This window comes from Microbacterium sp. ABRD28 (assembly GCF_003850245.1).
Lineage (GTDB): Bacteria > Actinomycetota > Actinomycetes > Actinomycetales > Microbacteriaceae > Microbacterium.
The window spans coordinates 3,192,439-3,213,244 of sequence record NZ_CP031015.1 but is presented as its reverse complement, the minus strand read 5'-3'; the positions used below and the strand labels follow the sequence as shown (position 1 = coordinate 3,213,244).

The 20,806-nt window shown below is 69.9% G+C and carries 15 protein-coding genes; 12 read left to right on the top strand and 3 right to left on the bottom strand.

Features of this window, described 5'->3' with window-relative positions:
• Window positions 1-7: 7 nt before the first annotated feature.
• Window positions 8-796, bottom strand: a complete 789-nt coding sequence (locus DT073_RS15500) for a glycosyltransferase family 2 protein (protein ID WP_205782956.1) — start codon at window positions 794-796, stop codon at window positions 8-10.
• Window positions 797-1,244: 448 nt separating this feature from the next.
• Here DT073_RS15500 and glmS point away from each other — a divergent pair, with 448 nt between their 5' ends.
• The 5 genes from glmS (at window position 1,245) to tsaE (ending at window position 10,874) form a co-directional block, all read left to right on the top strand.
• The gene (gene glmS / locus DT073_RS15495; protein WP_124294204.1) at window positions 1,245-3,098 is read left to right on the top strand and encodes a glutamine--fructose-6-phosphate transaminase (isomerizing); all 1,854 of its coding nucleotides are present in this window, start codon (window positions 1,245-1,247) and stop codon (window positions 3,096-3,098) included.
• A gap of 404 nt (window positions 3,099-3,502) precedes the next feature.
• The gene (locus DT073_RS15490) at window positions 3,503-8,707 is read left to right on the top strand and encodes a lamin tail domain-containing protein (RefSeq protein WP_124294203.1); all 5,205 of its coding nucleotides are present in this window, start codon (window positions 3,503-3,505) and stop codon (window positions 8,705-8,707) included.
• A 177-nt stretch (window positions 8,708-8,884) separates the two neighbouring features.
• Window positions 8,885-9,253 (top strand): holo-ACP synthase, encoded by a 369-nt coding sequence (locus DT073_RS15485; protein ID WP_124294202.1) that lies wholly within the window; start codon window positions 8,885-8,887, stop codon window positions 9,251-9,253.
• Window positions 9,250-10,374 (top strand): alanine racemase, encoded by a 1,125-nt coding sequence (gene alr / locus DT073_RS15480; protein WP_124294201.1) that lies wholly within the window; start codon window positions 9,250-9,252, stop codon window positions 10,372-10,374. The genes DT073_RS15485 and alr overlap by 4 nt, the downstream gene beginning before the upstream one ends.
• The gene (gene tsaE, locus DT073_RS15475) at window positions 10,371-10,874 is read left to right on the top strand and encodes a tRNA (adenosine(37)-N6)-threonylcarbamoyltransferase complex ATPase subunit type 1 TsaE (RefSeq protein ID WP_124294200.1); all 504 of its coding nucleotides are present in this window, start codon (window positions 10,371-10,373) and stop codon (window positions 10,872-10,874) included. Before alr ends, tsaE begins: the two co-directional genes overlap by 4 nt.
• Before the next feature lie 15 nt (window positions 10,875-10,889).
• Here tsaE and DT073_RS15470 read toward each other — a convergent pair whose 3' ends face one another.
• Window positions 10,890-11,270, bottom strand: a complete 381-nt coding sequence (locus tag DT073_RS15470) for a hypothetical protein (RefSeq protein ID WP_124294199.1) — start codon at window positions 11,268-11,270, stop codon at window positions 10,890-10,892.
• 95 nt (window positions 11,271-11,365) lie between these two features.
• On the opposite strand from DT073_RS15470, the gene tsaB reads away from it, so the two are divergent.
• Genes tsaB through DT073_RS15450 form a run of 4 tightly spaced genes read left to right on the top strand, consistent with a single transcriptional unit; the run spans window position 11,366 to window position 13,996 of the window.
• Entirely contained in the window at window positions 11,366-12,004 is a 639-nt protein-coding gene (gene tsaB, locus DT073_RS15465) for a tRNA (adenosine(37)-N6)-threonylcarbamoyltransferase complex dimerization subunit type 1 TsaB (RefSeq protein ID WP_124294198.1), read from the top strand.
• Entirely contained in the window at window positions 12,001-12,468 is a 468-nt protein-coding gene (gene rimI / locus DT073_RS15460) for a ribosomal protein S18-alanine N-acetyltransferase (RefSeq protein ID WP_124294197.1), read from the top strand. The genes tsaB and rimI overlap by 4 nt, the downstream gene beginning before the upstream one ends.
• The gene (gene tsaD / locus DT073_RS15455) at window positions 12,465-13,550 is read left to right on the top strand and encodes a tRNA (adenosine(37)-N6)-threonylcarbamoyltransferase complex transferase subunit TsaD (RefSeq protein WP_124294196.1); all 1,086 of its coding nucleotides are present in this window, start codon (window positions 12,465-12,467) and stop codon (window positions 13,548-13,550) included. The genes rimI and tsaD overlap by 4 nt, the downstream gene beginning before the upstream one ends.
• The gene (locus DT073_RS15450; RefSeq protein WP_124294195.1) at window positions 13,547-13,996 is read left to right on the top strand and encodes a hypothetical protein; all 450 of its coding nucleotides are present in this window, start codon (window positions 13,547-13,549) and stop codon (window positions 13,994-13,996) included. Before tsaD ends, DT073_RS15450 begins: the two co-directional genes overlap by 4 nt.
• 1 nt (window position 13,997) lies before the next feature.
• On the opposite strand, the gene DT073_RS15445 is transcribed toward DT073_RS15450, so the two are convergent.
• Complete coding sequence (locus DT073_RS15445; protein ID WP_124294194.1) at window positions 13,998-15,209, bottom strand: class I SAM-dependent methyltransferase; 1,212 nt, start codon at window positions 15,207-15,209, stop codon at window positions 13,998-14,000.
• 186 nt (window positions 15,210-15,395) lie between these two features.
• Between DT073_RS15445 and DT073_RS15890 the strand changes: the two genes are divergently transcribed.
• From DT073_RS15890 to DT073_RS15425, 3 genes are all read left to right on the top strand, one after another.
• Complete coding sequence (locus DT073_RS15890) at window positions 15,396-16,310, top strand: hypothetical protein (protein ID WP_164478220.1); 915 nt, start codon at window positions 15,396-15,398, stop codon at window positions 16,308-16,310.
• 151 nt (window positions 16,311-16,461) lie between these two features.
• Window positions 16,462-18,384 carry a dynamin family protein gene (locus DT073_RS15430; protein ID WP_240638642.1) on the top strand — a complete coding sequence of 641 codons (1,923 nt, stop codon included), beginning with the start codon at window positions 16,462-16,464 and terminating at the stop codon, window positions 18,382-18,384.
• Window positions 18,381-20,000 carry a dynamin family protein gene (locus tag DT073_RS15425; RefSeq protein ID WP_124294191.1) on the top strand — a complete coding sequence of 540 codons (1,620 nt, stop codon included), beginning with the start codon at window positions 18,381-18,383 and terminating at the stop codon, window positions 19,998-20,000. The genes DT073_RS15430 and DT073_RS15425 overlap by 4 nt, the downstream gene beginning before the upstream one ends.
• Window positions 20,001-20,806: the final 806 nt, after the last annotated feature.

Sequence of the window (20,806 nt, the reverse complement as noted above, 5' to 3'; positions counted from 1 at the left end):
GAGTGCCTCATTCGCCTTCACCTGCGAGTTCGGCGGTCACCTTCGCGCGGGTGCGCCTCTCGGTGCCCACGACCGAGGCGATCGAGGCGCCGACGAAGCGCTCGAACAGCAGCGTGCGGAGACACCTCAGTCCGTCGCGGACAGCGGAGAGGTTGCTTTCGCCGAAGCGGCGGGATGCCTCGAAACTCGGCACCTCCACCACGCGAAGGTTCGCTTTCGCCGCACGGACGTGCATGAGCGTTTCGATCTCGAACCCGTCTCCCCAGTGCCGCAGACGTGTGCCGTCGGCCGGATCGGGGAGGTGCAGCGCCCACGCGGCCTCGCGGGTCATCGCATTGAAGCCGTAGCAGAGGTCGCTGTGGCTGGTTCCGAACAACAGGTTCGCCAGAGCGTTGAGCATCTTGTTGCCGATGAACCGCACGGCCGTGATGTCCGCGCTTCCGCCACCGGGGGAGAAACGGCTGCCCCGGACGTAGTCGGCGCCGGCATGCAGGGGGGCGACGAAACGATCGATCTCGCGCGGGTCCATCGAGCCGTCGGCGTCGATGGTGACGATCTCGGCGCCGGTGGCGGCGAGGATGCCGGTGACCAGCGCGCTGCCCTTTCCCGGCCGGGTCTGACCGAGGACGCGAATGCCGGGTCGTACCTCACGGGCGATGTCGACCGTGGCGTCCGTCGATCCGCCGTCGACAAGGATGACTTCGTCGACGGTGTCGGGAAGGAGCCCCAAGACGTGTTCGATGTTTCTGGCTTCGTTGAGCGTCGGGATGACGACGCTCAGGGTGTGAATACTCACGGGTCCTGCTCTCTCCGGTTCGGCAAACGGAAGGTCGGCGAGCAGGGCTGTATGGCGAGGGCGTCACCGTCGGGCACGGCGACACACAAAAGCGAGGACGGACTGCTTCTCCCCAGTCGCATGGCGTGCGCACGCGCACACCCCGTTGAGCGCACGATGGCGCGGCATCACCTCCCTCGGGGAAGGCTTCACCATGCCCGCGAAGCCACGCATGCGGCGGCATGAGCCACCGTGCGCGAGTCAGCGAAACCCCAGTGATGGAGGCTTCCCAGAGCTGTTCGGTATTCCCTCGTCGGATCGGGTTCCGAGCGGGGGTGCGGGAAGCATACGTCCGCGGTTCCATGAATGGCAAGGGGGATAAACCCCCTGTCGGGCCCCCTGTTTTCCCGCTTCTTCCACACGGATTCGTTCAGAGGCCTCACATACCCCGGCTCGTACGATGGAGCCCATGTGTGGAATCGTCGGATACGTGGGCCCGCGTCAGAGCCAGGCCATCCTCCTCTCGGGCCTCGCCCGTCTCGAGTACCGCGGATACGACTCCGCCGGCATCGCGGTCATCGACGGTGGCGGAGATCTGGGTATGCGCAAGCGCGCCGGCAAGCTCGGCATCCTCCGCGACGATCTGAAGACCCACCCCCTCGCCGACGGCACCACCGGCATCGGGCACACCCGCTGGGCGACCCACGGCGGACCCACCGACGACAACGCCCACCCGCACCTGGCGGATGACGACAGGCTCGCCGTCATCCACAACGGCATCATCGAGAACTACGCCGCCCTGAAGTCCGAGCTGCTCGCCGAGGGCTTCACCTTCAAGAGCGAGACCGACACCGAGGTGGCGGCCGTGCTCCTCGGTCGTGCGTACCGCGCACGCGGGGGCGACCTGGTCGCCGCGTTCCGCGACGTCGCCGCGCGCCTGGAAGGTGCGTTCACCCTCCTCGCCATGCACCGCGACCAGCCGGGACTCGTCGTCGGTGCGCGCCGCAACTCGCCGCTCGTGATCGGCCTCGGCGAGGGGGAGAACTTCCTCGCCTCCGACGTCGCGGCCTTCGTCGAGCACACCCGCGACGCCCTCGCGATCGGGCAGGACGAGATCGTCGCCATCACGCCCGAGGGCGTCGAGGTCACCGACTTCGACGGCAACCCGGTCGAGGTCGAGCGGTTCGAAGTGACCTGGGACGCCTCGGCCGCCGACAAGGGCGGCTGGTCGTCGTTCATGGCCAAGGAGGTCTCCGAGGAGCCCGAGGCCGTCGCGAACACGCTGCGCGGTCGCATCCGTGACGGCGCCGTCACCATCCCCGAGCTCGACGGACTCGACGCCCTCTTCACCGGCATCTCTCGCATCATCGTGATCGCCTGCGGCACCGCCGCCTACGCGGGGATGACGGGCAAGTACGCCCTCGAGCAGTGGGCGCGGGTGCCGGTCGACGTCGAGCTCGCGCACGAGTTCCGGTACCGCGACCCGGTGCTGACCCCCGACACGCTCGTGGTCTCGATCAGCCAGTCAGGCGAAACGATGGACACCCTCATGGCGGTCAAGTACGCCGGCGAGCAGGGGGCGAAGACCGTGTCGATCTGCAACACGCAGGGTGCGACCATCCCCCGCGAGTCGGACGCGATCGTCTACACCCACGCGGGTCCCGAGGTCGCCGTCGCCTCGACGAAGGCGTTCGTCGCGCAGATCACGGCGCTGTACCTCCTGGCCCTCCACATCGCGGGCCTGCGTGGCACGCTGAGCGCCGCCGAGATCGCCGAGCAGGCCCACGAGCTCGAGTCCGTGCCCGAGAAGATCGCGCACATCCTCGCCACCGAGCAGGAGCGCATCGAACATCTCGCGCACTGGATGGGTGACACCCGATCGGTGCTCTTCCTCGGCCGCCACGTCGGGTACCCCATCGCCCTCGAGGGTGCGCTCAAGCTCAAGGAGATCTCGTACATCCACGCCGAGGGATTCGCCGCCGGCGAGCTCAAGCACGGCCCGATCGCGCTCATCGAGCCGGGACAGCCGGTGTTCGTCATCGTGCCGTCGCCGCGCGGGTCGGCGGTGCTGCACCCGAAGGTCGTGTCGAACATCGAAGAGATCAAGGCCCGCGGTGCGCGCGTGATCGCGATCGCCGAGGAGGGGGATGTCGCGGTGCTGCCCTCCGCAGACGAGGTGCTGCGCATCCCGCTCGCCGGCCCGCTCTTCGAGCCGCTCCTCGCCGTCGTGCCGCTCCACATCTTCGCGATGGGCCTCGCCACGGCGAAGGGCCTCGACGTCGACCAGCCGCGCAACCTCGCCAAGTCGGTCACGGTCGAGTAGCGGCGGGCGGCCGGCTCGCGGCGTCCCGTCGTCCGCAACTCCTGCAGAATCGGCCGCGCGGGTGTGATCTCGGGGCCTGGAGCCGCCCGGGCGCACTTCTGCAGGAGTTGCGGACACCCGCCGGCGGTCAACGCCTCCTGCGGTCGGCGTACGCCGCGGGCTGACGGGCAAAGCTTTTCCGCCCCGTTCAGCAGCCGTTCACCGGTGCGACCCGTGGCGCTGTGCGGCATCCCTAGCGTGGCCGAGGCCCTCTGACGACGGGGGCCTCAACTCGAAAGTGATCCATGCCTCGCCGACGCCGTTCCTTGCCCGCGCTTGTCCTCGTCCCCGTCCTCGCCGCTGCTTCCGTAGCTCTCGCGGCGCCTGTCGCCGCCGCGGAATCTCTGCCGTCACCCGCTCTCGTGGTGACCGAGATCGTCGCCGACAACGTCGGCGCCGATCACTTCGAGTTCTTCGAAGTGCACAACACCACCGATCGGGCGATCGACCTCGACGCTGAGAGCATCGACTTCGCCTACACCTATGCCGACGCGTCGGACACCGCGCGGGATGTCGTGCTCACCACCCCGGCGGGCACCGTCATCGCCCCGGGCGCGACGGTGGCCCTGTGGCTCAGCTACACCTCGGGGAGCGTCGACAGCTTCGCCCGATCGGTCGACGACTTCCGGGCGCATTTCGCCGCGACGCAGCCCGAGACCGACTACGACGTCGTCCGGGTCGAAGGACAGCCCGGCATCGCCAACGGCGGCTCGCGCGGCATCCGTGTCACCGCGGCGGGCACGGAGATGAGCCACTCCTTCGCCGCGGCGGGCGCCTTCGGCGCCGACCTCGCCGCAACGTTCGGGCCGCCGCAGTCGGGGACGAGCGCCCTGCCCCTCGCCACCCTCGCGCCCGCGACCCCCGGCCGGCTCGCGGAAGTGGAACCGACGCCGGGGCCGACGAGCGAGCCGACGCCGGAGCCGACGAGCGAACCGACCCCCGGCCCCACCGAGACCGCACCCGCTGCACCGCTGACAGCCCGCGATCTGCTGATCACCGAGTTCGCGCCCGACACCACCGGCACCGACCGGTTCGAGTACATCGAGATCGCCAACACCACCGACCGCGCGGTGGATCTCGGTACGGACGTCCGCATCAGCTACGACTTCCTCTCCGGCCAGAAGGACCTCACGGTACCGGCCGGCTCGATCATCCCCGCGAACGGTGTCGCAGTGCTGTGGCTCCAGTACGCGCCCAACACCGACGGGCTGACCGCCGGGGATTTCCGGGCGTTCTACGGCGCCGGTGATGATGTCGTCGTCGTCCCCCTCGCGGGACAGGCCGGCTTCGCCAACAGCGCCGAGCGCGGCATCCGTCTTCTCGCCCCGGCCTCGGACGGCGCCGACCCGGTCGAGATCTCCGCCGCCCGCTACCGGGCCGACGAGGTCGGCGCCGGACTCGGCGTGGACTACCGGCTCCCCGAGGCGTCGACCGCCACCCAGATGACCGTGCTCCGCGCTCTCGCCGCACCGACCCCGGGCGTCGTGGATCCGGCGGCCTTCGTGCCCGCGCCGTTCGTTCCGGTCGCCGACCCGCAGCTGGTGACCGCACCGCTGCAGATCACCGAGATCGCCCCCGACACCGCCAACGTCGCAGGTGCCGACGGGTACGAGTTCATCGAGATCTACAACGCCACCACCGAACCCATCGCGTTCCGAGACTTCACGCTGAAATACCTCTACCCGCTCGAGGACCTCACCAACTCCAACACCGTGCTGTGGCCCGCCACCGTGCGCGACTCCGTCGTCGCCCCCGGCGCCACCCTGGTGTTCTGGATCAAGAACGGCGCCAACGACGCCCTCACCGCCGACGACTTCAACAGGCACTTCGGCAGCGCCCTCGTCGCCGGGCAGGACCTGTTCGAGATCGCCAGCGGCGGCATGGCGAACGGTTCGCCGCGAGGTCTCGAGATCGTCACGAACACCGGCTTCGCGATGAACCGCGCCTACTACAACCTCGGTGGCGTCGACGATGTCACCGCCGACCAGCCGGTGCAGTACGCGGTGAACCCCGACGACCTCCTGGTGCAGAAGAAGCTCGGCACGGCGCCCGCAACCCCCGGTGCGATCTACCGGGAGCAGGTGCCCGGTGGGCTGATGGTCACCCCGATGGATGCCGCGGCCCCGGCCGTCACCGACGCCACCGCGCCTGAGATCACCCCTGGCGCGGACTTCCCGCTGCAGATGACGGTGACCGACGATCGGCAGGTGCGGACGGTGGAGATCGAGGTCGCGAGCAACCTCGACGCCGCGCCGCTGCGCCACACGCTGCTCGCGGGCGCCGACGGCGTGACCTACCGCCATGTGATCCCCGCCGTCGACCTCACCGGCAAGACGTGGTTCGAGTACCGCGTGATCGCCAGGGACGGCGCGAACGAGACCGTCACCGACGTCCGGCGCGTCGCAGTGGCCGGTGTCGACTCCTCGCCGGTGCGGCTGCAGCTGCAGGAGGGCCAGTGGGTGTCGGGTGCGACCGAGATCGTCGCGGGCGGCAACACCTTCCCCTCCGACATCCGTCTGTCGATCGACGGCGTCGAGGTCGAAACGACCCCGCGCCTGGAGAACCCGGCGGTCTTCGCCTTCGAGGCGAGCGGCACCGACGCCCTGTTCCGCAATGGCGTGCGTATCGGCGATGAGGTGCTGCACGTCTTCGACCGCGGTACCTACGCCGACTGGGCCACCATCACGGTGCCCGTCCCGGTGTCGTACCTCACCGGAGAGCGCGTCGACCTCGGCGTCTGGGCGGGGACCAAGGCCAAGACCGACCGTGACCCGAACGAGAACAACGACGACTTCACGATCCGCGGAATCCGCCTGATCCTCCCCGACGGGCGCACCCTCGCCCCCGAGGGATACACCGACCCGACCGCGATCGTGCCGATGGGCGACAGCCAGGGGCGTCTGGACGTCTTCGAGGCCGGCTTCGCTCTCCCCGGCGACGCGCGCACGGCCGTGGGCCACCTGTGGGAGACCACGGCCGCCGCCGACGGCGCCCACCGCGTCCGGGCGAGCGCCGGTGACGACGCCGTCGAGGTCGCCGTGAACGTGGACAACACCGCGCCCGCGGTCACGACCGACCTCGAGGAGGGGCGCCTCTACCAGGGCGAGTTCACCATCGACGCCGCCGCGAGCGATGCGGGAGCCGGGGTGTCCGCGCTCACGGCCACGCTGGACGGCCGAGCCATCGAGCTTCCCTACACCACCGGTTCGCTCCTCCTCGCCGACGGCGCGCACACCGTGGTCTTCACTGCGGTGGATGCCGCGGGCAACCGTGCCGAGCGGACGGTGACGTTCCAAACCCCGGTCGAAGAGCCCGGCAACGAGCTCCTCTCGCCCGAGGACGGCGCCGAGTTCGACACCGGCGACCCGATCGACCTCACCGCCCGCGCGACCGATCCGACCGGCGACCGCCTGGACGTGTCGTTCCGGGAAGCGGTCCGCACGGTGCCCGGTGCCGGCATCGAGGCGACGACCGGTGAGATCGGCACGGCGCTGTCGACCGACCGCACCGGCGCGCGCGGGCTCACCGCGGAGGAGGTGAGCGCCATCGGCCGGCTCGACGAGAGCGCGCTCACGCAGACATCCGACACCGCCTTCCCGTACCAGCTGTTCGAGGTGGCGGTCCCCGGTGACGCCGGTGACGACGCCCGCGTGAGGGTGAGGTGGGACGGGTCGGCCAACGCCGACGCGAAGGTGCTCCTCTACGCCCTCGGGACCGACGGCGCCTGGCAGGAATTCGACCGCGCAGTGACGACCGACGGCGCGCCGACGTCCTTCACGCTCGAGGCGATGGTGCCCGTCGACGGCTTCGCGGCCGAGGGGACGGTGACCGTGCTCGTGCAGCACTCGGAGGGCTTCGCCGGCTCGAACCTCTCCACCCGCGACACCGTCGTGGAGCCCGCCCACCCTGAGGACACGCCTCGATCGGCGTACGACTTCACCTTCGCGTGGGAGTCGGACACCCAGTACTACAACGAGACGTTCTACAACCACCAGGTGGCGATCCACGACTACCTGCTGGCGGAGCGGAGCGACCTGAACCTGCAGTACCTCTTCCACACCGGCGACGTGGTCAACATCGCCGAGGACCTGGCGCAGTGGGAGCGGGCCGACCCCGCGTATGCCGCACTCGATGAGGCGGGTCTGCCCTACGGGGTGCTCGCCGGCAACCACGACGTGGGAGCCTTCGACGCGAACTACACGAACTTCAGCGCGTTCTTCGGCGCGTGGCGGTTCGCCGACAACCCGTGGTGGGGCGGCGACTACCTCGACAACCGCGGACACTACGATCTCGTCACCGCCGGTGGCATCGACTTCCTGATGCTCTACATGGGATGGGGCCCGGGCGATGCGGAGATCGCGTGGATGAACGACGTCATCTCCCGCTATCCCGAGCGCACCGTCATGCTCAACCTGCACGAGTACATGCTGACGACGGGCGGCCTCGGGCCCATTCCGCAGCGCATCTACGACGAGGTCGTGGCCCCGAACCCGAACGTGCGGACGGTCTTCTCCGGCCACTACCACGACGCGTTCACCCGGGTCGACGGGTTCGACGACGACGGTGACGGAGTCGCCGAGCGCCAGGTCTACCAGGTGCTCTTCGACTACCAGGGCCTCGCCGAGGGAGGCCTCGGCTACCTCCGCCTGATGCACTTCGACAATCAGACGGGGCAGATCCTCTCCCGCACCTACAGCCCCTCGCTCGCCGACTACAACGCCGACGATCCGACGCTCGAGGTGCAGCACCAGGAGTTCGCGATCCCCTACACCGCCCTCGGCATCGCGCCGGCGCAGAAGGTGCTCGCCACCGATGCGTTCCGCGCCGACATCCTCACCACCAGCCCGATCGCCGACTTCGACGATGTCGAGAGCGGCACCGACCTGACCGCGGCGTGGGAGCCGGGGGAGGGCACCCACGGCTGGTTCGTGACCTCGATGGACCCCTACGGCGCCACCACCGACTCCGAGGTGCGCACGGTCGTCGTGCGGACGGGGGGCGGCGAGGAGCCGGGTGACGGCGAGGAGCCGGGTGACGGGCGACCCACCGAGCCGTCGGTGCCGGTGATGCCCGACCAGCTCGACCCCGCACTGCAGGGTGCGATCACCGCACCGGCGAGCGTGCGCATCGGCGACCCGTTCACCGTTGAGGTCGGCGGCGCGGCGCCGGGCACGTGGGTGCAGTTCTGGCTGCACTCCGCACCCACCGCGCTCGGGACCTGGACCCAGGTGGGCGCAGACGGCACCGTTCGCGTGGTGGTCCCCACCGGCACCACGCTCGGCGACCACGTGCTCGTGGCTCAGGACGTCGACGGCGCCGTGGGCTGGACGACGCTGCAGGTCGCCGCGGCGCCCGGCGAAGCGCCGGTCGATCCGCTGCCGGGAACCGGTGGAGGCGATGGCCCCGGCTCGGGAGCGGGGGATGAGGGCTCGACCGCGTCATCCGGCTCGTCGGGTCCGCTCCCCGCCACCGGGGGAGAGGCCGCGCCGCTCCTCGCCGCGGGAACGACCGCTCTCCTGCTCCTCGTCGCGGGCGTGATGCTTGTCCTCCGGCGTCAGCGCAAGGCCTGATCGCCGACGCTGATCGTCCCCAACTCCTGCAGAATCGGCCGCACGGGTCTGATTCCGGGCCCTGGAGCCGCCCGGGCGCCATTCTGCAGGAGTTGGGGACACCCGCCGGCTGCCGCGGCCCCGCGCTCGACACCACGCCGCCGTTGATAGGGTGACAGCCGCGGGAGAGGAGAGCGGATGATCGCCGGCATCGGCGTCGACCTGGTCGACATCTCCCGCTTCGAAGCCACCCTCGACCGCACCCCGCGCCTTCTCGAGCGCCTCTTCTCTCCCGCCGAGCGGGCGTTGAAGCCCCGGTCGCTCGCCGCCCGCTACGCCGCGAAGGAAGCGCTCATCAAAGCGCTCGGCGGCTCGGACGGCGTGTACTGGACCGACATCGAAGTGTGGAACGAGTCGTCGGGCCGCCCCCAGTTCACCCTGTCGGGAAGCACCGCCGACGTGATCGTCGACCGCGGGATCTCGTCGGTGCACCTGTCGATGTCGCACGACGCCGGCTTCGCCGTGGCGTACGTGATCGTCGAGAAGAACGAAGGAATGATCGGATGACCAGGCGCGCCGCCGGCACCATGCGCGAGGCCGTCATCGACGTCGGAGCGATCGCCGACAACGTCCGCCACTTCCGCCACCTCACCGGCGCCGAGGTCATCGCGGTGGTCAAGGCCGACGGCTACGGTCACGGTGCGGTCCGCGCCGCGACCGCGGCGCTCGAGGGCGGGGCGACCCGGCTCGGCGTCGCCGACGTCACCGAGGCGCTGGCTCTTCGTCGCGCGGGGATCCGCGCCCCGATCCTGGCGTGGCTGCACGCGCCCGGCGCGTCGTTCGCCGAAGCGGCGGCGCACGGCATCGAGCTCGGCATCTCCACCCTCGATCAGCTGCAGGCCGCGGCGGCCGCCGCCTCGGGCGAGCGTTCGGTCGCGGTGCATCTGAAGGTCGAGACCGGGCTCTCCCGAAACGGCCTCACCCCCTCCGACGCCCGCGTCGCCTTCGCCGAGGCCGCCCGCCTCGAGCGCATCGGCAAGCTGCGGGTCATCGGCATCTTCAGCCACCTCTCCAACGCCTCCGCCGACGACGACCGCGCCGCCCTCGCGCGGTTCGAGGAGGCGCTCGGTGCCGCGGCATCCGTGGGTCTTGCCCCGCCCCTCCGCCATCTCGCAGCCACCCACGCGGCCATCGCGCTCCCCGAGACCCGCCTGAACTGCGTGCGCATCGGCATCGGCATCTATGGTCTGTCGCCCTTCGCCGACCGCGGGTCGGCTGACCTCGGCCTCCGCCCCGCCATGACGCTGCGCGCCGCGGTTGCGAACGTGCGCCGCGTGCCGGCCGGCACGGGGGTCTCCTACGGCTACGACTACCGCACGCGCCGCGAGACGACCCTCGCGCTCGTGCCCCTCGGGTACGCCGACGGCGTGCCCCGGCAGGCGTCGGGAGCGGGACCGGTCACGATCGGCGGCCGCCGGTTCGATGTCGCCGGGCGTATCGCCATGGACCAGTTCGTCGTCGACGTCGGAGATGCCCCTGTCGCGATCGGCGACGAGGTCGTGCTCTTCGGCGACCCGACGCTCGGGTCTCCCGCCGCCGATGAGTGGGCCGTCGCCGCCGGCACCATCAACTACGAGATCGTCACACGCATCGGTGCGCGCGTGCCCCGCCGGCAGGTGGACGGATGACGGGACTCGACGCCCTCGTCGGGCGACGCGAGATCGCCTCGTCGGCCGAGATGGAAGCGCTCGGCGAGGAGATGGGACGGATGCTGCGCCCCGGCGACCTGATCGTCCTCACCGGCGCACTGGGAGCGGGCAAGACCACGCTCACCCGGGGGATCGGCCGGGGTCTCGGGGTGCGCGGGCCGGTGCAGAGTCCGACGTTCGTGCTGGCCCGGACGCACCCGTCGCTCGTCGGCGGCGCCCCGCTCGTGCACGTCGACGCCTACCGGCTCGGCTCGGCGCTGGAGCTCGACGACCTCGACCTCGATGTCGAGCGCTCGGTCGTGGTCGTGGAGTGGGGTCGGGGAATGGTCGAGGGCCTGCGCGACACCTGGTGGGAGGTCGAGCTCGACCGCGAGCTCGGCGGACGAGGCGCCGACACGATGTGCGGCGGCCCCTCGCGCGCCGATGAGGAGCTCGACGCGGAGGCGCCGCGGTTCGTGACGATCAGCCGGCGTCCCTGACGCGCGGCGGGCGCCTCAGCCGCCGAAGAACGCGTTCGCGCGGCGGGTGTAGAGCAGGATGAGGCCGATGATCGCCGGGAGGGCGGAGAAGAAGCCCGTCCAGAACGTCTCGGCGCCGCCGATGATGAGCAGCACGGCGCTGACGATGTTCAGCACGAACACGATCGTGACGACCAGGCGCGCCCCGGGGCTGCCGCGCAGCAGCCCGACGCTCACCGCGATGATGATCACCCCGAGGATGATCGTGAGGATGGCGATCAGCACGAGGTGCAGCAGCGGCCCCTGCCCCAGGGCCCCGCCGATGAGGATCAGCGCGCCGCCGAGGATGTTGAAGAACCCCGAGATCCACGCGAGGACGGCGACGATCGTGACTCCGACGGGACGAGACGCGGCCATGACACTCTCCTGTGTTGCTGCTGACACCGTTGTTGCCCACACCGTAGCGCCCCCGCTCCCGCGGGCGCCACGGCTCGCCCGACTACCCTGGAGAGGTGATTCTCGGCATCGACACGTCTCTCGGCACCGCGGCCGCGGTGATCGAACCCGACGGCGTCGTGCTCGCCGTGGCCGACAGCCCGAACCCGCTCGGACACGCCGAGGCGATCGGCGGTCTTCTCGAGCACGTGCTCGCCTCCGCGGGAGCGCTCACGCATGTCGCCGTCGGCATGGGCCCCGGCCCCTTCACCGGGCTCCGCGTGGGCATCGCCACGGCGCGCGCTTTCGCGCTGGGGCGCGGCATCCCGCTCGTCCCGGTGCCCAGCCACGACGCCGCCGCGCTGGGGTTGCTGCTCGCCGATGCCGTCGCCGGTTCCGACGACACCGCGCCCTTCGCCGTGGTCACCGACGCGCGCCGGCGCGAGTTCGCGTACTCGGTGTTCGAGGGGATGGATGACGACGGCTTGGCCGTCCGCACCACCGGACCCCTGCTCGCTCCGCGCGACGAGCTCGACGACCGGCTGGCCGCGCTCGGCGCGGCGCGCCGGGATGTGGCCGCTGTTCCTGCCGCGATGGTCGCGCTTGCGGCATCCCGGGCCCTGGTGGCGGGGCGCACGCTCGCGACATCCGAGCCGCTCTATCTCCGCTCGCCGGATGTGACCCTCCCCGGCGCCCCGAAGAAGGTGACCGCGTGAGCCTCCGCCCGGCGAGCGTCGACGATCTCGGCGCGATCATGGTGCTCGAGCGCGCCGCCTTCGGCGGCGACGCGTGGTCGGACGACGTCATGCGCGCCGACCTCGCCTCGCCCCACACCTGGTACGTGGTCGCTGAAGAGGACGGACGCCTGGTCGGATACGCGGGGCTGCGCGCACCGGCGGGATCGAAGGATGCCGACGTGCAGACCATCGCGCTCGACGAGGGCGTGCGCGGGCGCGGGCTCGGGCGCGCGATCTTCCAGGCGCTGCTCGACGAGGCCGCTCGCCGCGGAGTGAGCGAGGTGTTCCTCGACGTCCGCGCCGACAACGCCCCCGCCCAGAGCCTCTACGCCTCGGAGGGGTTCGAGGCGATCGGACGCCGCCCCAACTACTACCCGGGCGAGGGGGTCGACGCGATCGTGATGCGGCTGCGGCTGGCGGCGCGGGAAGGGGGTGCCGCATGAACCGGCGCGAACCCCTCGTCCTCGGCATCGAGACGAGCTGCGACGAGACCGGGATCGGGATCGTCCGCGGGCGAACCCTGCTGTCGAACACGATCGCGAGCAGCATGGACGAGCACGCCCGCTACGGCGGGGTCGTCCCCGAGGTCGCCGCCCGCGCGCACCTCGAGGCGCTGCAGCCCGCGATCGAAGCGGCGCTCGCCGAGGCTGAGGTGGGCCTCGACGACCTCGACGCGGTCGCCGTGACGTCGGGACCGGGACTCGCCGGGGCGCTCATGGTCGGGATCGGGGCGGCGAAAGGCCTCGCTGTCTCGCTCGGCAAACCCCTGTACGCCGTCAACCACCTCGTGGGGCACATCGCCGCCGACATCCTCGATCACGACGCCGGTCCCCTCGAGTACCCGACCGTCGCGCTGCTCGTCAGCGGAGGTCACACGTCCCTTCTGCTGGTGCGCGACCTCACCAGCGACGTCGCACTGCTGGGCGAGACCGTCGACGACGCCGCCGGCGAGGCCTTCGACAAGGTGGCACGGGTGCTGGGGCTTCCCTACCCCGGTGGTCCGGAGATCGACCGGGCCGCGGCATCCGGAGACCCCACGGCCATCGCGTTCCCGCGCGGGCTGTCGCGGGCGTCCGACATGGCGGCGCACCGCTACGACTTCTCCTTCTCGGGGCTGAAGACCGCGGTCGCCCGCTTCGCCGAGGCGAACCCTGAAATGCTGGCGGATGACGCCGGGCGCGCCGACATCGCCGCATCGTTCCGCGAGGCGGTGGTCGATGTGCTCGTGACGAAGGCGCTCAACGCCTGCCGCGATCACGGGGTGCCCCGTCTTCTCCTCGGCGGCGGGGTGATCGCCAACCGGCGCCTGCGCGAGGTCGCGCTCGAACGCGCCGCGGCCGCCGGGGTGGCGGTGCGCATCCCGCCGTTCTCGCTCTGCACCGACAACGGCGCGATGATCGCCGCGCTCGCCGCTGAGCTGATCGCCTCCGGAGCCGAGCCCTCGACCCTGGCGTTCGGGGCGGATTCGACGTTGCCGGTCATCGAGATCCAGGTGGCGGCAAGGCCCGGAGGGGCGCGGCCGTGACGACGCCCGAGGGCAGCAGCCCCCGCATCGAGCCTCCGACCGACGACGTCGCGCCCGTCGGTGAGGAGTCGGTGCTCCCCGGTCACCACCGGGGCGGCTTCCACCGCGCGCCGACCGCGCCGGTCGATGTCGCGGTGACCGCGACAGGGCCGAGCCCCGATCCCGAGCCGCTCGTGATGTGGGCGCCCCAGGAAGACCCCCCGCCGCGCGCGGCGCTCGCCGCGTGGGCTCTGTTCTTCTCCGTGGTCGGACTGGTCGTGTCGCTCTTCGTCGGGTGGGGGTTCCTGCTCGGACTCGTCGGCGTGGTGACCGCGATCGTGGCCCTCTTCCGTCCGCTCGAAAGCCGCCGCATGGCCGGATGGGCGATCGCCCTCGGCATCCTGTCCCTCGTCTACAGCGCGGGCTGGCTGTGGTTCGCCGCGACGCAGGCCGAGCTGTTCGCCTGACTCAGGCGGCGGGCACGCGATCGGCGAGGATCGCGACGCGGGCACCCGCCACGCGGGTGACGATGAGGGTCGCCTCACCGTCACCCCGGAGCTTCAGCTTCGTGCGAAGCGCCGCCGGGTCGACATCCACGCCCCGCTTCTTGATCTCCAGGCGCCCGATTCCGCGCTCGCGGAGGGCCGCACCGAGCTTCCGGATGTCGGTGGGCAGGGTCTCACGCACCCGGAACGTCGAGACGAACGGGCTCGTGAGCTCTGCGTCGGAGGTGAGGTAGGCGACGCGATCGGCCAGCATCCCCGCTCCGAGCGCGCGGGCGACCTCGCCGATGAGGCGGGCGCGGATGACGGCGCCGTCGGGTTCGTGGATGAACGCGCCGAGCGCCCGCACCGGCTCGTCCGGGGTGTCGGCCGGCGCGGTGAGTTCGACCGCCGAGGTGCCGCGGAGCACCAGCGCCGCCCGGCGCACGCCCTCGCGCGCGAGTGCGCCCGACCACAGCACCAGCTCGATCGTCGACCCGTCGGCGCTCACCCACTGCGCCTCGACATCGTCGGGGATGAGGTCGCGGTCCATCCCCGGTCCGAGCTTCACGCCGGTGGGGTGGCGCGAGGCGAGGTCGAACACCCAGTCCAGCGGCGGCGACCACTCGGAGGAGGCGGTGCGGGTCGTGTCACCGTGGCCGGCGGTGCGGCGGGCGGGGTCGAGCCAGAAGGCATCCGGGTTTCCGAGGGCCGGGAGATCGGATGCCGCGTCCTCCGCCGTCGCATGACGCACCGTCGCGAGGTCGCCGAAGGGAGCCAGGTTGTAGGCCGCGATCGCCGCGGTGACCTCGTCCGCGTCCACCGCGGTGACCCGCAGGCCCAGAGCGGCGAACCCCATTGCGTCGCCGCCGATCCCGCAGCCGAGGTCGGCGACCGACGCCATCCCCGCGGCGCGGAAGCGGTGCGCGTGGTGCGCGGCAACCGACAGACGTGTCGCCTGCTCGAGCCCTGCGCGGGTGAAGAGCATGCCCGAAGCGAAGGCGTCGAACTTCGTCGTCGCGCGTACGCGAAGGCGGGCCTGCCCGACCACGGCGGACACGAGGTCGGGGGAGTGGCCGGCCATGCGCAGGCGCGAGACGGTGGCGGCGACATCTGCCGCTGACTTCACCGGCGGCAGATCGTCGAGGAGCCGCAGTCCCTCGGGGGTCAGGAGGGCGGCGAGTTCGGCCTTGTCCACCCGGTAAGCCTAGGTGCGGCGGGGTGCGCCGGCCCGAAACCCCTGAGACTCCGAACCCCGAAACCCCGCACCGGACCCCTAGGGGAAACGCGGAAGGCTCCGGGGTCATCCCGGATGCCAGCGGTGGCACCTGAGGCTGACACTGATGGAGCAAGGCCAAAGGCTTCCAGCGAAAGGGATGGGCGAATGCCTGACATCGAAGACAACTTCAACGACAACATCGTTGACAACGACGACAACAACATCGGCATCGTGGGCAACGAGAACTCGGGTAACACCGACAACTCGGACAACTCCGACAACTCTGACAACTCGGTCGACAACGACGCGGACGACTCGTTCAACGACAACTCCGACAACTCCGACAACTCCGACAACTCGGACAACTCGATCGATGTCGACCTCGACGTCGAGCTGACCGACAACTCGGACAACTCGGACAACTCCGACAACTCGGACAACTCGGTCAACGACTCGTACAACGACAACTCGGAGAACAGCTGGGAAGACTCCGGCAACACCGACTCGTACAACGACTACAACCTGACCGACGAGTCCATCAACGTCGGCATGCGTCAGTACAACACCAACGTCGGCAACGACTACGCGTTCCACGGCGCTGGCGCCGGTGGCGCGGCCGCTGCTGCTGCTGCCGGTGGCACCTTCGCCATCGACAACCGCACCACGGTCGTCGACCAGTCGGTCAACCAGAACATCGCAGCCGGTGGCGACGTCACCCAGGGCTTCGCCCAGGGTGCCGCTGTGGCCTCGGGTGACATGTCCATCGCGGCCGGCGGCGACGTCGACGTCGACAACTCGGTCACCGAGACCACCGTGGGCGACGTCTACATCGGCAACGAGTGGAACTCGCTCTCGATCAGCGACTCGTTCAACGACCAGTCCTCGACCGAGGTCAACGAGTACGAGCTGGACATCGACGACTCGTTCAACGACTCGTCGACCAACACCGACATCGATGTTGCGCTCGACAACGCGTTCAACGAGTACGAGTACACCGAGACCAACAACGATCTCGACTGGGAGAACAGCGGCAACTTCTTCAGCGACGGCAGCGCCGTCATCGACGAGGTCAACCTCTGATCTGACGCGGTTCTGTAACGAACACACCTTGCCCGGCCACCCCTTGGGGAGTGGCCGGGCAAGGCGCGTTTACCGCCCGGCTGGGCGGCAGTTCTCGCACGGGGGAGATTGGCGTACCGTGTGAGTGGGGATGCACGACCAAGGGGGATGCGTGGCGGAGAAGACGAACGGCGGCCGTGTGGCGGCGGGTCAGGGCTTGCAGGGACAGGAGCAGCAGGGTCAGGATGTCGCACTGCCGGCGCTGGCACAGAGTGAGACCGGGAGGACGCTCGTCACCCTGGTCGACAGCATTGGCACGCTTGCGGAATCCGCCGGGCGAGGCGACCTCGCGGACCGGCTCCACCACACCCGCGATCGCCTGAAGGACCCGAACGTCCGCGTCATCGTGGTGGGGGAGTTCAAGAAGGGCAAGAGCAAACTCATCAATGCCCTCGTCAACGCCCCGGTGTGCCCCGTGGACGACGACGTCGCGACGAGTGTGCCGACGGCGGTGGGCTATGCCGAAACACCCGGCGCCTGGGTCGTCACGCAGAAGGATGGTGAGCCCGGTGTCGTCGAACGGCTCGAGGTTCCGCTCGAGAAGCTGGCCGACTTCGTGTCGGAAAAAGGCAACCCGCAGAACGAACAGCACATCGTCGGTGCCGAGGTCGCGCTGCCGCGCGAGCTGCTCAAGGGTGGGTTGCGCCTCGTCGACTCTCCGGGTGTCGGCGGTCTGGACTCGACGAACGCCCTGACGACCCTCGCGGCGCTCTCCAGCGCGCACGCGGTGCTCCTGGTGTCGGACGCGTCCCAGGAGTACACCGAGCCCGAGGTGCAGTTCCTCCGTCACGCGATGCGGGTGTCACCCAACGTGGCTGCGGTCATCGCCAAGACGGACCTCTACCCGCACTGGCGTGAGATCGAGCAGATCGATCGGGGCCACCTCGGCGATGTCGGTGAGGTTCCCGTCTTCTCCGTCTCGAGTGACCTGCGGCTGATGGCCGCGCAGATGCAGGATCGGGAACTCAACGACGAGTCGGGCTTCCCCGCCCTGGTCTCGCACCTGCGCCGTGATGTGCTCGGTCGCGCGGAGGACATCCAGGCTCGCTCAGCGGTGCACGATCTCGTCTCCGTCGTCGACCAGCTCCAGATGTCGCTCAACACCGAACTGAGCGCCATCCTGCATCCTGAAGACACCCCTCGCATGATCGCGCAGCTCGAAGACGCCAAGTCGCGCGCAGAAGAGTTCCGTGGGCGCTCGTCGAAATGGCAGACGGCGCTCAACGACGGCGTCGCCGACCTCATCTCCGACATGGAGCACGACCTGCGCGACCGCCTCCGCCGGGTGCAGCGCGAGGCTGAGAACGCCATCGACGAGGGTGACCCCGGCCCCATCTGGGAGCAGATGACGGACTGGCTTGACCAGCGCGTCTCGGCCGCGGTGTCCGAGACCTTCGTCTGGACCGACGAGCGCTCACGCTGGCTGTGCGAGGAGGTCGCGGATCTGTTCCAAGAGGGCGAGACCGAGATTCCTCTCGTCTACGTGGCCGACACGTCGGGTGTGCTCGATCCGATCGACCAGATCTCTCATCTGGATGCGGGTACGCTCGGGGCGGGCGAGAAGATCTTCATCGGCGTCCGCGGATCCTATGGCGGGGTGCTCATGGTCGGGCTTGCGACCAGCCTCATCGGCCTCTCGTTGATCAACCCGCTCTCCCTCCTCGCCGGTGTGCTGGTGGGACGTCGCGCGTATCGCGAAGACATGGGCAACCGCCTGTCGCGCCGCCGTTTCGAGGCGAAGAACATCGTCCGCAGACACATCGACGAGGTGATCTTCCAGGTCTCCAAGCAGCTGAAGGACCGCCTTCGTATGGTGCAGCGCGCGGCGCGCGACCACTTCGGCAGCATCGCCGACGAGCTCCATCGCTCGCTGTCCGAGGCCGTGCTCGCGGCCAAGCAGGCTGCGGGCTCGTTCTCGGCGAACCAAGACCAGCGGGTCAAGCAGCTGCAGGCGCAGATCGCCCAGATCGAAACGGTGCGTTCCAAGATCCCGAATGTGCCGGCCATCAAACAGCTGGAGACCGTGCGGCGGTGACAAGTTCGGTACGCGACGATGCGGCGAAGCTGCTCGCATCGGCTCTGGAGCTCTACGATGAGACGTCCGCCACTCGGACGGCTCTGGATGACCTGCACCGCCGCCTGCACGAACCGCTCAGGCTGGCCCTGGCCGGCATGGTCAAGGCGGGCAAGTCCACGCTCCTGAATGCCATCCTCGGCGAGAAACTCGCTCCCACGGATGCGGCGGAGTGCACCCGGGTGGTGACCTGGTACCGCTACTCCACAACCCCGAGCATCACGCTGCACCCGCACGAGGGAGAGCCGCGACGGATGCCCATCAAGCGTGAGGCGGGGCGCCTCGTGCTCGAGCTCGACGGCGTCGCGGCCGAGGAGGTCGCCTGGATCGACGTCGGATGGCCGTCTACCGGTCTGCGCTCCGTCATCCTCATCGACACCCCCGGCATCGCCTCATTGTCGACGGACGTCTCCGCCCGGTCGACGGCCTTCCTCGTGCCCGAAGCGCGTCCGTCGTCGGCTGACGCGATCATCTACCTCATGCGGCACCTTCACGCCTCCGACCTGAAATTTCTCGAGTCTTTCCGCGACACCGCGGCGGGGTCGTCCGAGACTGTGAATGCGGTGGCGGTGCTCTCGCGCGCCGACGAGATCGGCTCCGGACGCATCGACTCGATGCTCTCGGCGCAGAAGGTCGCCCGCCGGTACGAGAAGGACGGCGACCTGGCCTCGCTGTCGCTCGGGGTGGTTCCCGTGGCCGGCCTTCTCGCCGAGAGTGCCAAAACGCTCCGTGAGGGCGAGTACGCGGCGTTCAAAGAACTCGCCGCCCTGCCGCGTGACGATCGCGAACGCCTGATGGTGTCGGCCGATCGCTTCGCCCGCCCGTCTGAGGTGACGACGCTGAGCGAGAAGGTGCGGAAGGACCTCCTCGCCCGTTTCGGCATCTTCGGTGTCCGGCTCGCGGTGGCATTGATCCGCGGCGGCGCGTCTACCTCCACCGATCTGGCAGAGCAGCTGGTGCAGCACAGCGGCCTGAATGAACTTCAGGGCTTCGTACGCGAGCAGTTCCGCACGCGTGGGGCAGACCTGAAGGTGCGCGGCGTGCTCGACGGTCTGGAGCAGACGATTCGGGACGACCCTCGCGAGGGGACGCAGTCCATCCTCGCCGGGATCGAGCGAATCCGCGCGACGGCCCACACCCTGCGGGAGTTGTCGCTCCTGTCGCAGGCCAAAGCCTCGGGTCTTCCCCTGCGTCCGACGGATTCAACGACGGCCGAGCGCATCATCGGCGGTCAGGGAGTGACGCCCACCGCCCGACTCGGACTCGACGACGAGGCGACCGACGCGGCAATTCGCGAAGAGGTCGACGCGCAGCTCGCCTACTGGCGTTCGCTGAGTCAGTCCCCGCTCACCGAGCGGGCGGCCGTCGAGGTCTGCCGCGTGGTCATCCGGAGCCTCGAAGAGATCGCCTCAGAAGTCCTCCGCGCCGCCCGCGGGGCGGACGTCGACGCGGCGAGCGGTCCAGCGCAGAGCGTTGGGGAACGTGCTGAAGAGCAGGGCGAGGACAGCGAGTCCGGCTTGCGCGATGAAGAGCTGCTCGAGCATGGCTCCGTACTCTCCGGTCCCGACAAACTCTAGAGCGATCAGATAGACGACGCCCATGACCAGGGTCGTCCCCAGCTGCCACCAGCGGATGTTGGGTTTGCGTCCGGAGAACGACACCAACTGTGCGATCTGGAGGAGCAGCAGCGTCACCATGATGCCGAACACCGACCAGAAGAGAATGTCGGCTGCCGACTCGTAGGTCGCGTCGTCGCGGCCCTCGTTGACCCCGCGGATGACGTCTTGGATCAACGGCAGCTGGTCTTCGCGGATGACGAAGTAGAAGACCACGGCCACTGCGCCGACGGCGAAGCTCAGCACCCAGAGGAACTGCGACATCCGTACCGTGAAGGGCGGCGGAGCTTTCGCCATGACGGGCGCTGCGGAGGGATTGACCAGTGCGGGACGCTCGGGGGCGTCCCGCTTCGGCTGGAAACCTCGTCTCGGAGTGGAGACGACCGGACCCTGCGGCTGCTGCGGTTCGGGATCGGTGTACAGCGGAACCGGCTGCTGCGGCCCGGAGCCGGGCGCGAACTTCGCCTGGCTCACCGGAACCTGCACCGGTTGGATGCGGCCGAGTGTCGCCCCGGACCGAGTCGGAGGCTGACCAGGATACGGCTGCGCGCCCTGCGGCGGTCGCTGAGGGGGTTGCCCCTGCTGGCGCTGCGGCGCCTGCTGCCCCTGCGGGCGCTGCTGCCCCTGGCTGGGCGCCTGCTGCCCCTGCGGGCGCTGCGGCCCCTGCTGAGCGCGGCCGGGCGCCTGCTGCCCCTGCGGGCGCTGCTGGGTCTGGCTGGGCGCCTGCTGCCCCTGCGGGCGCTGCTGTCCTTGGTTCGGCCGCGGTT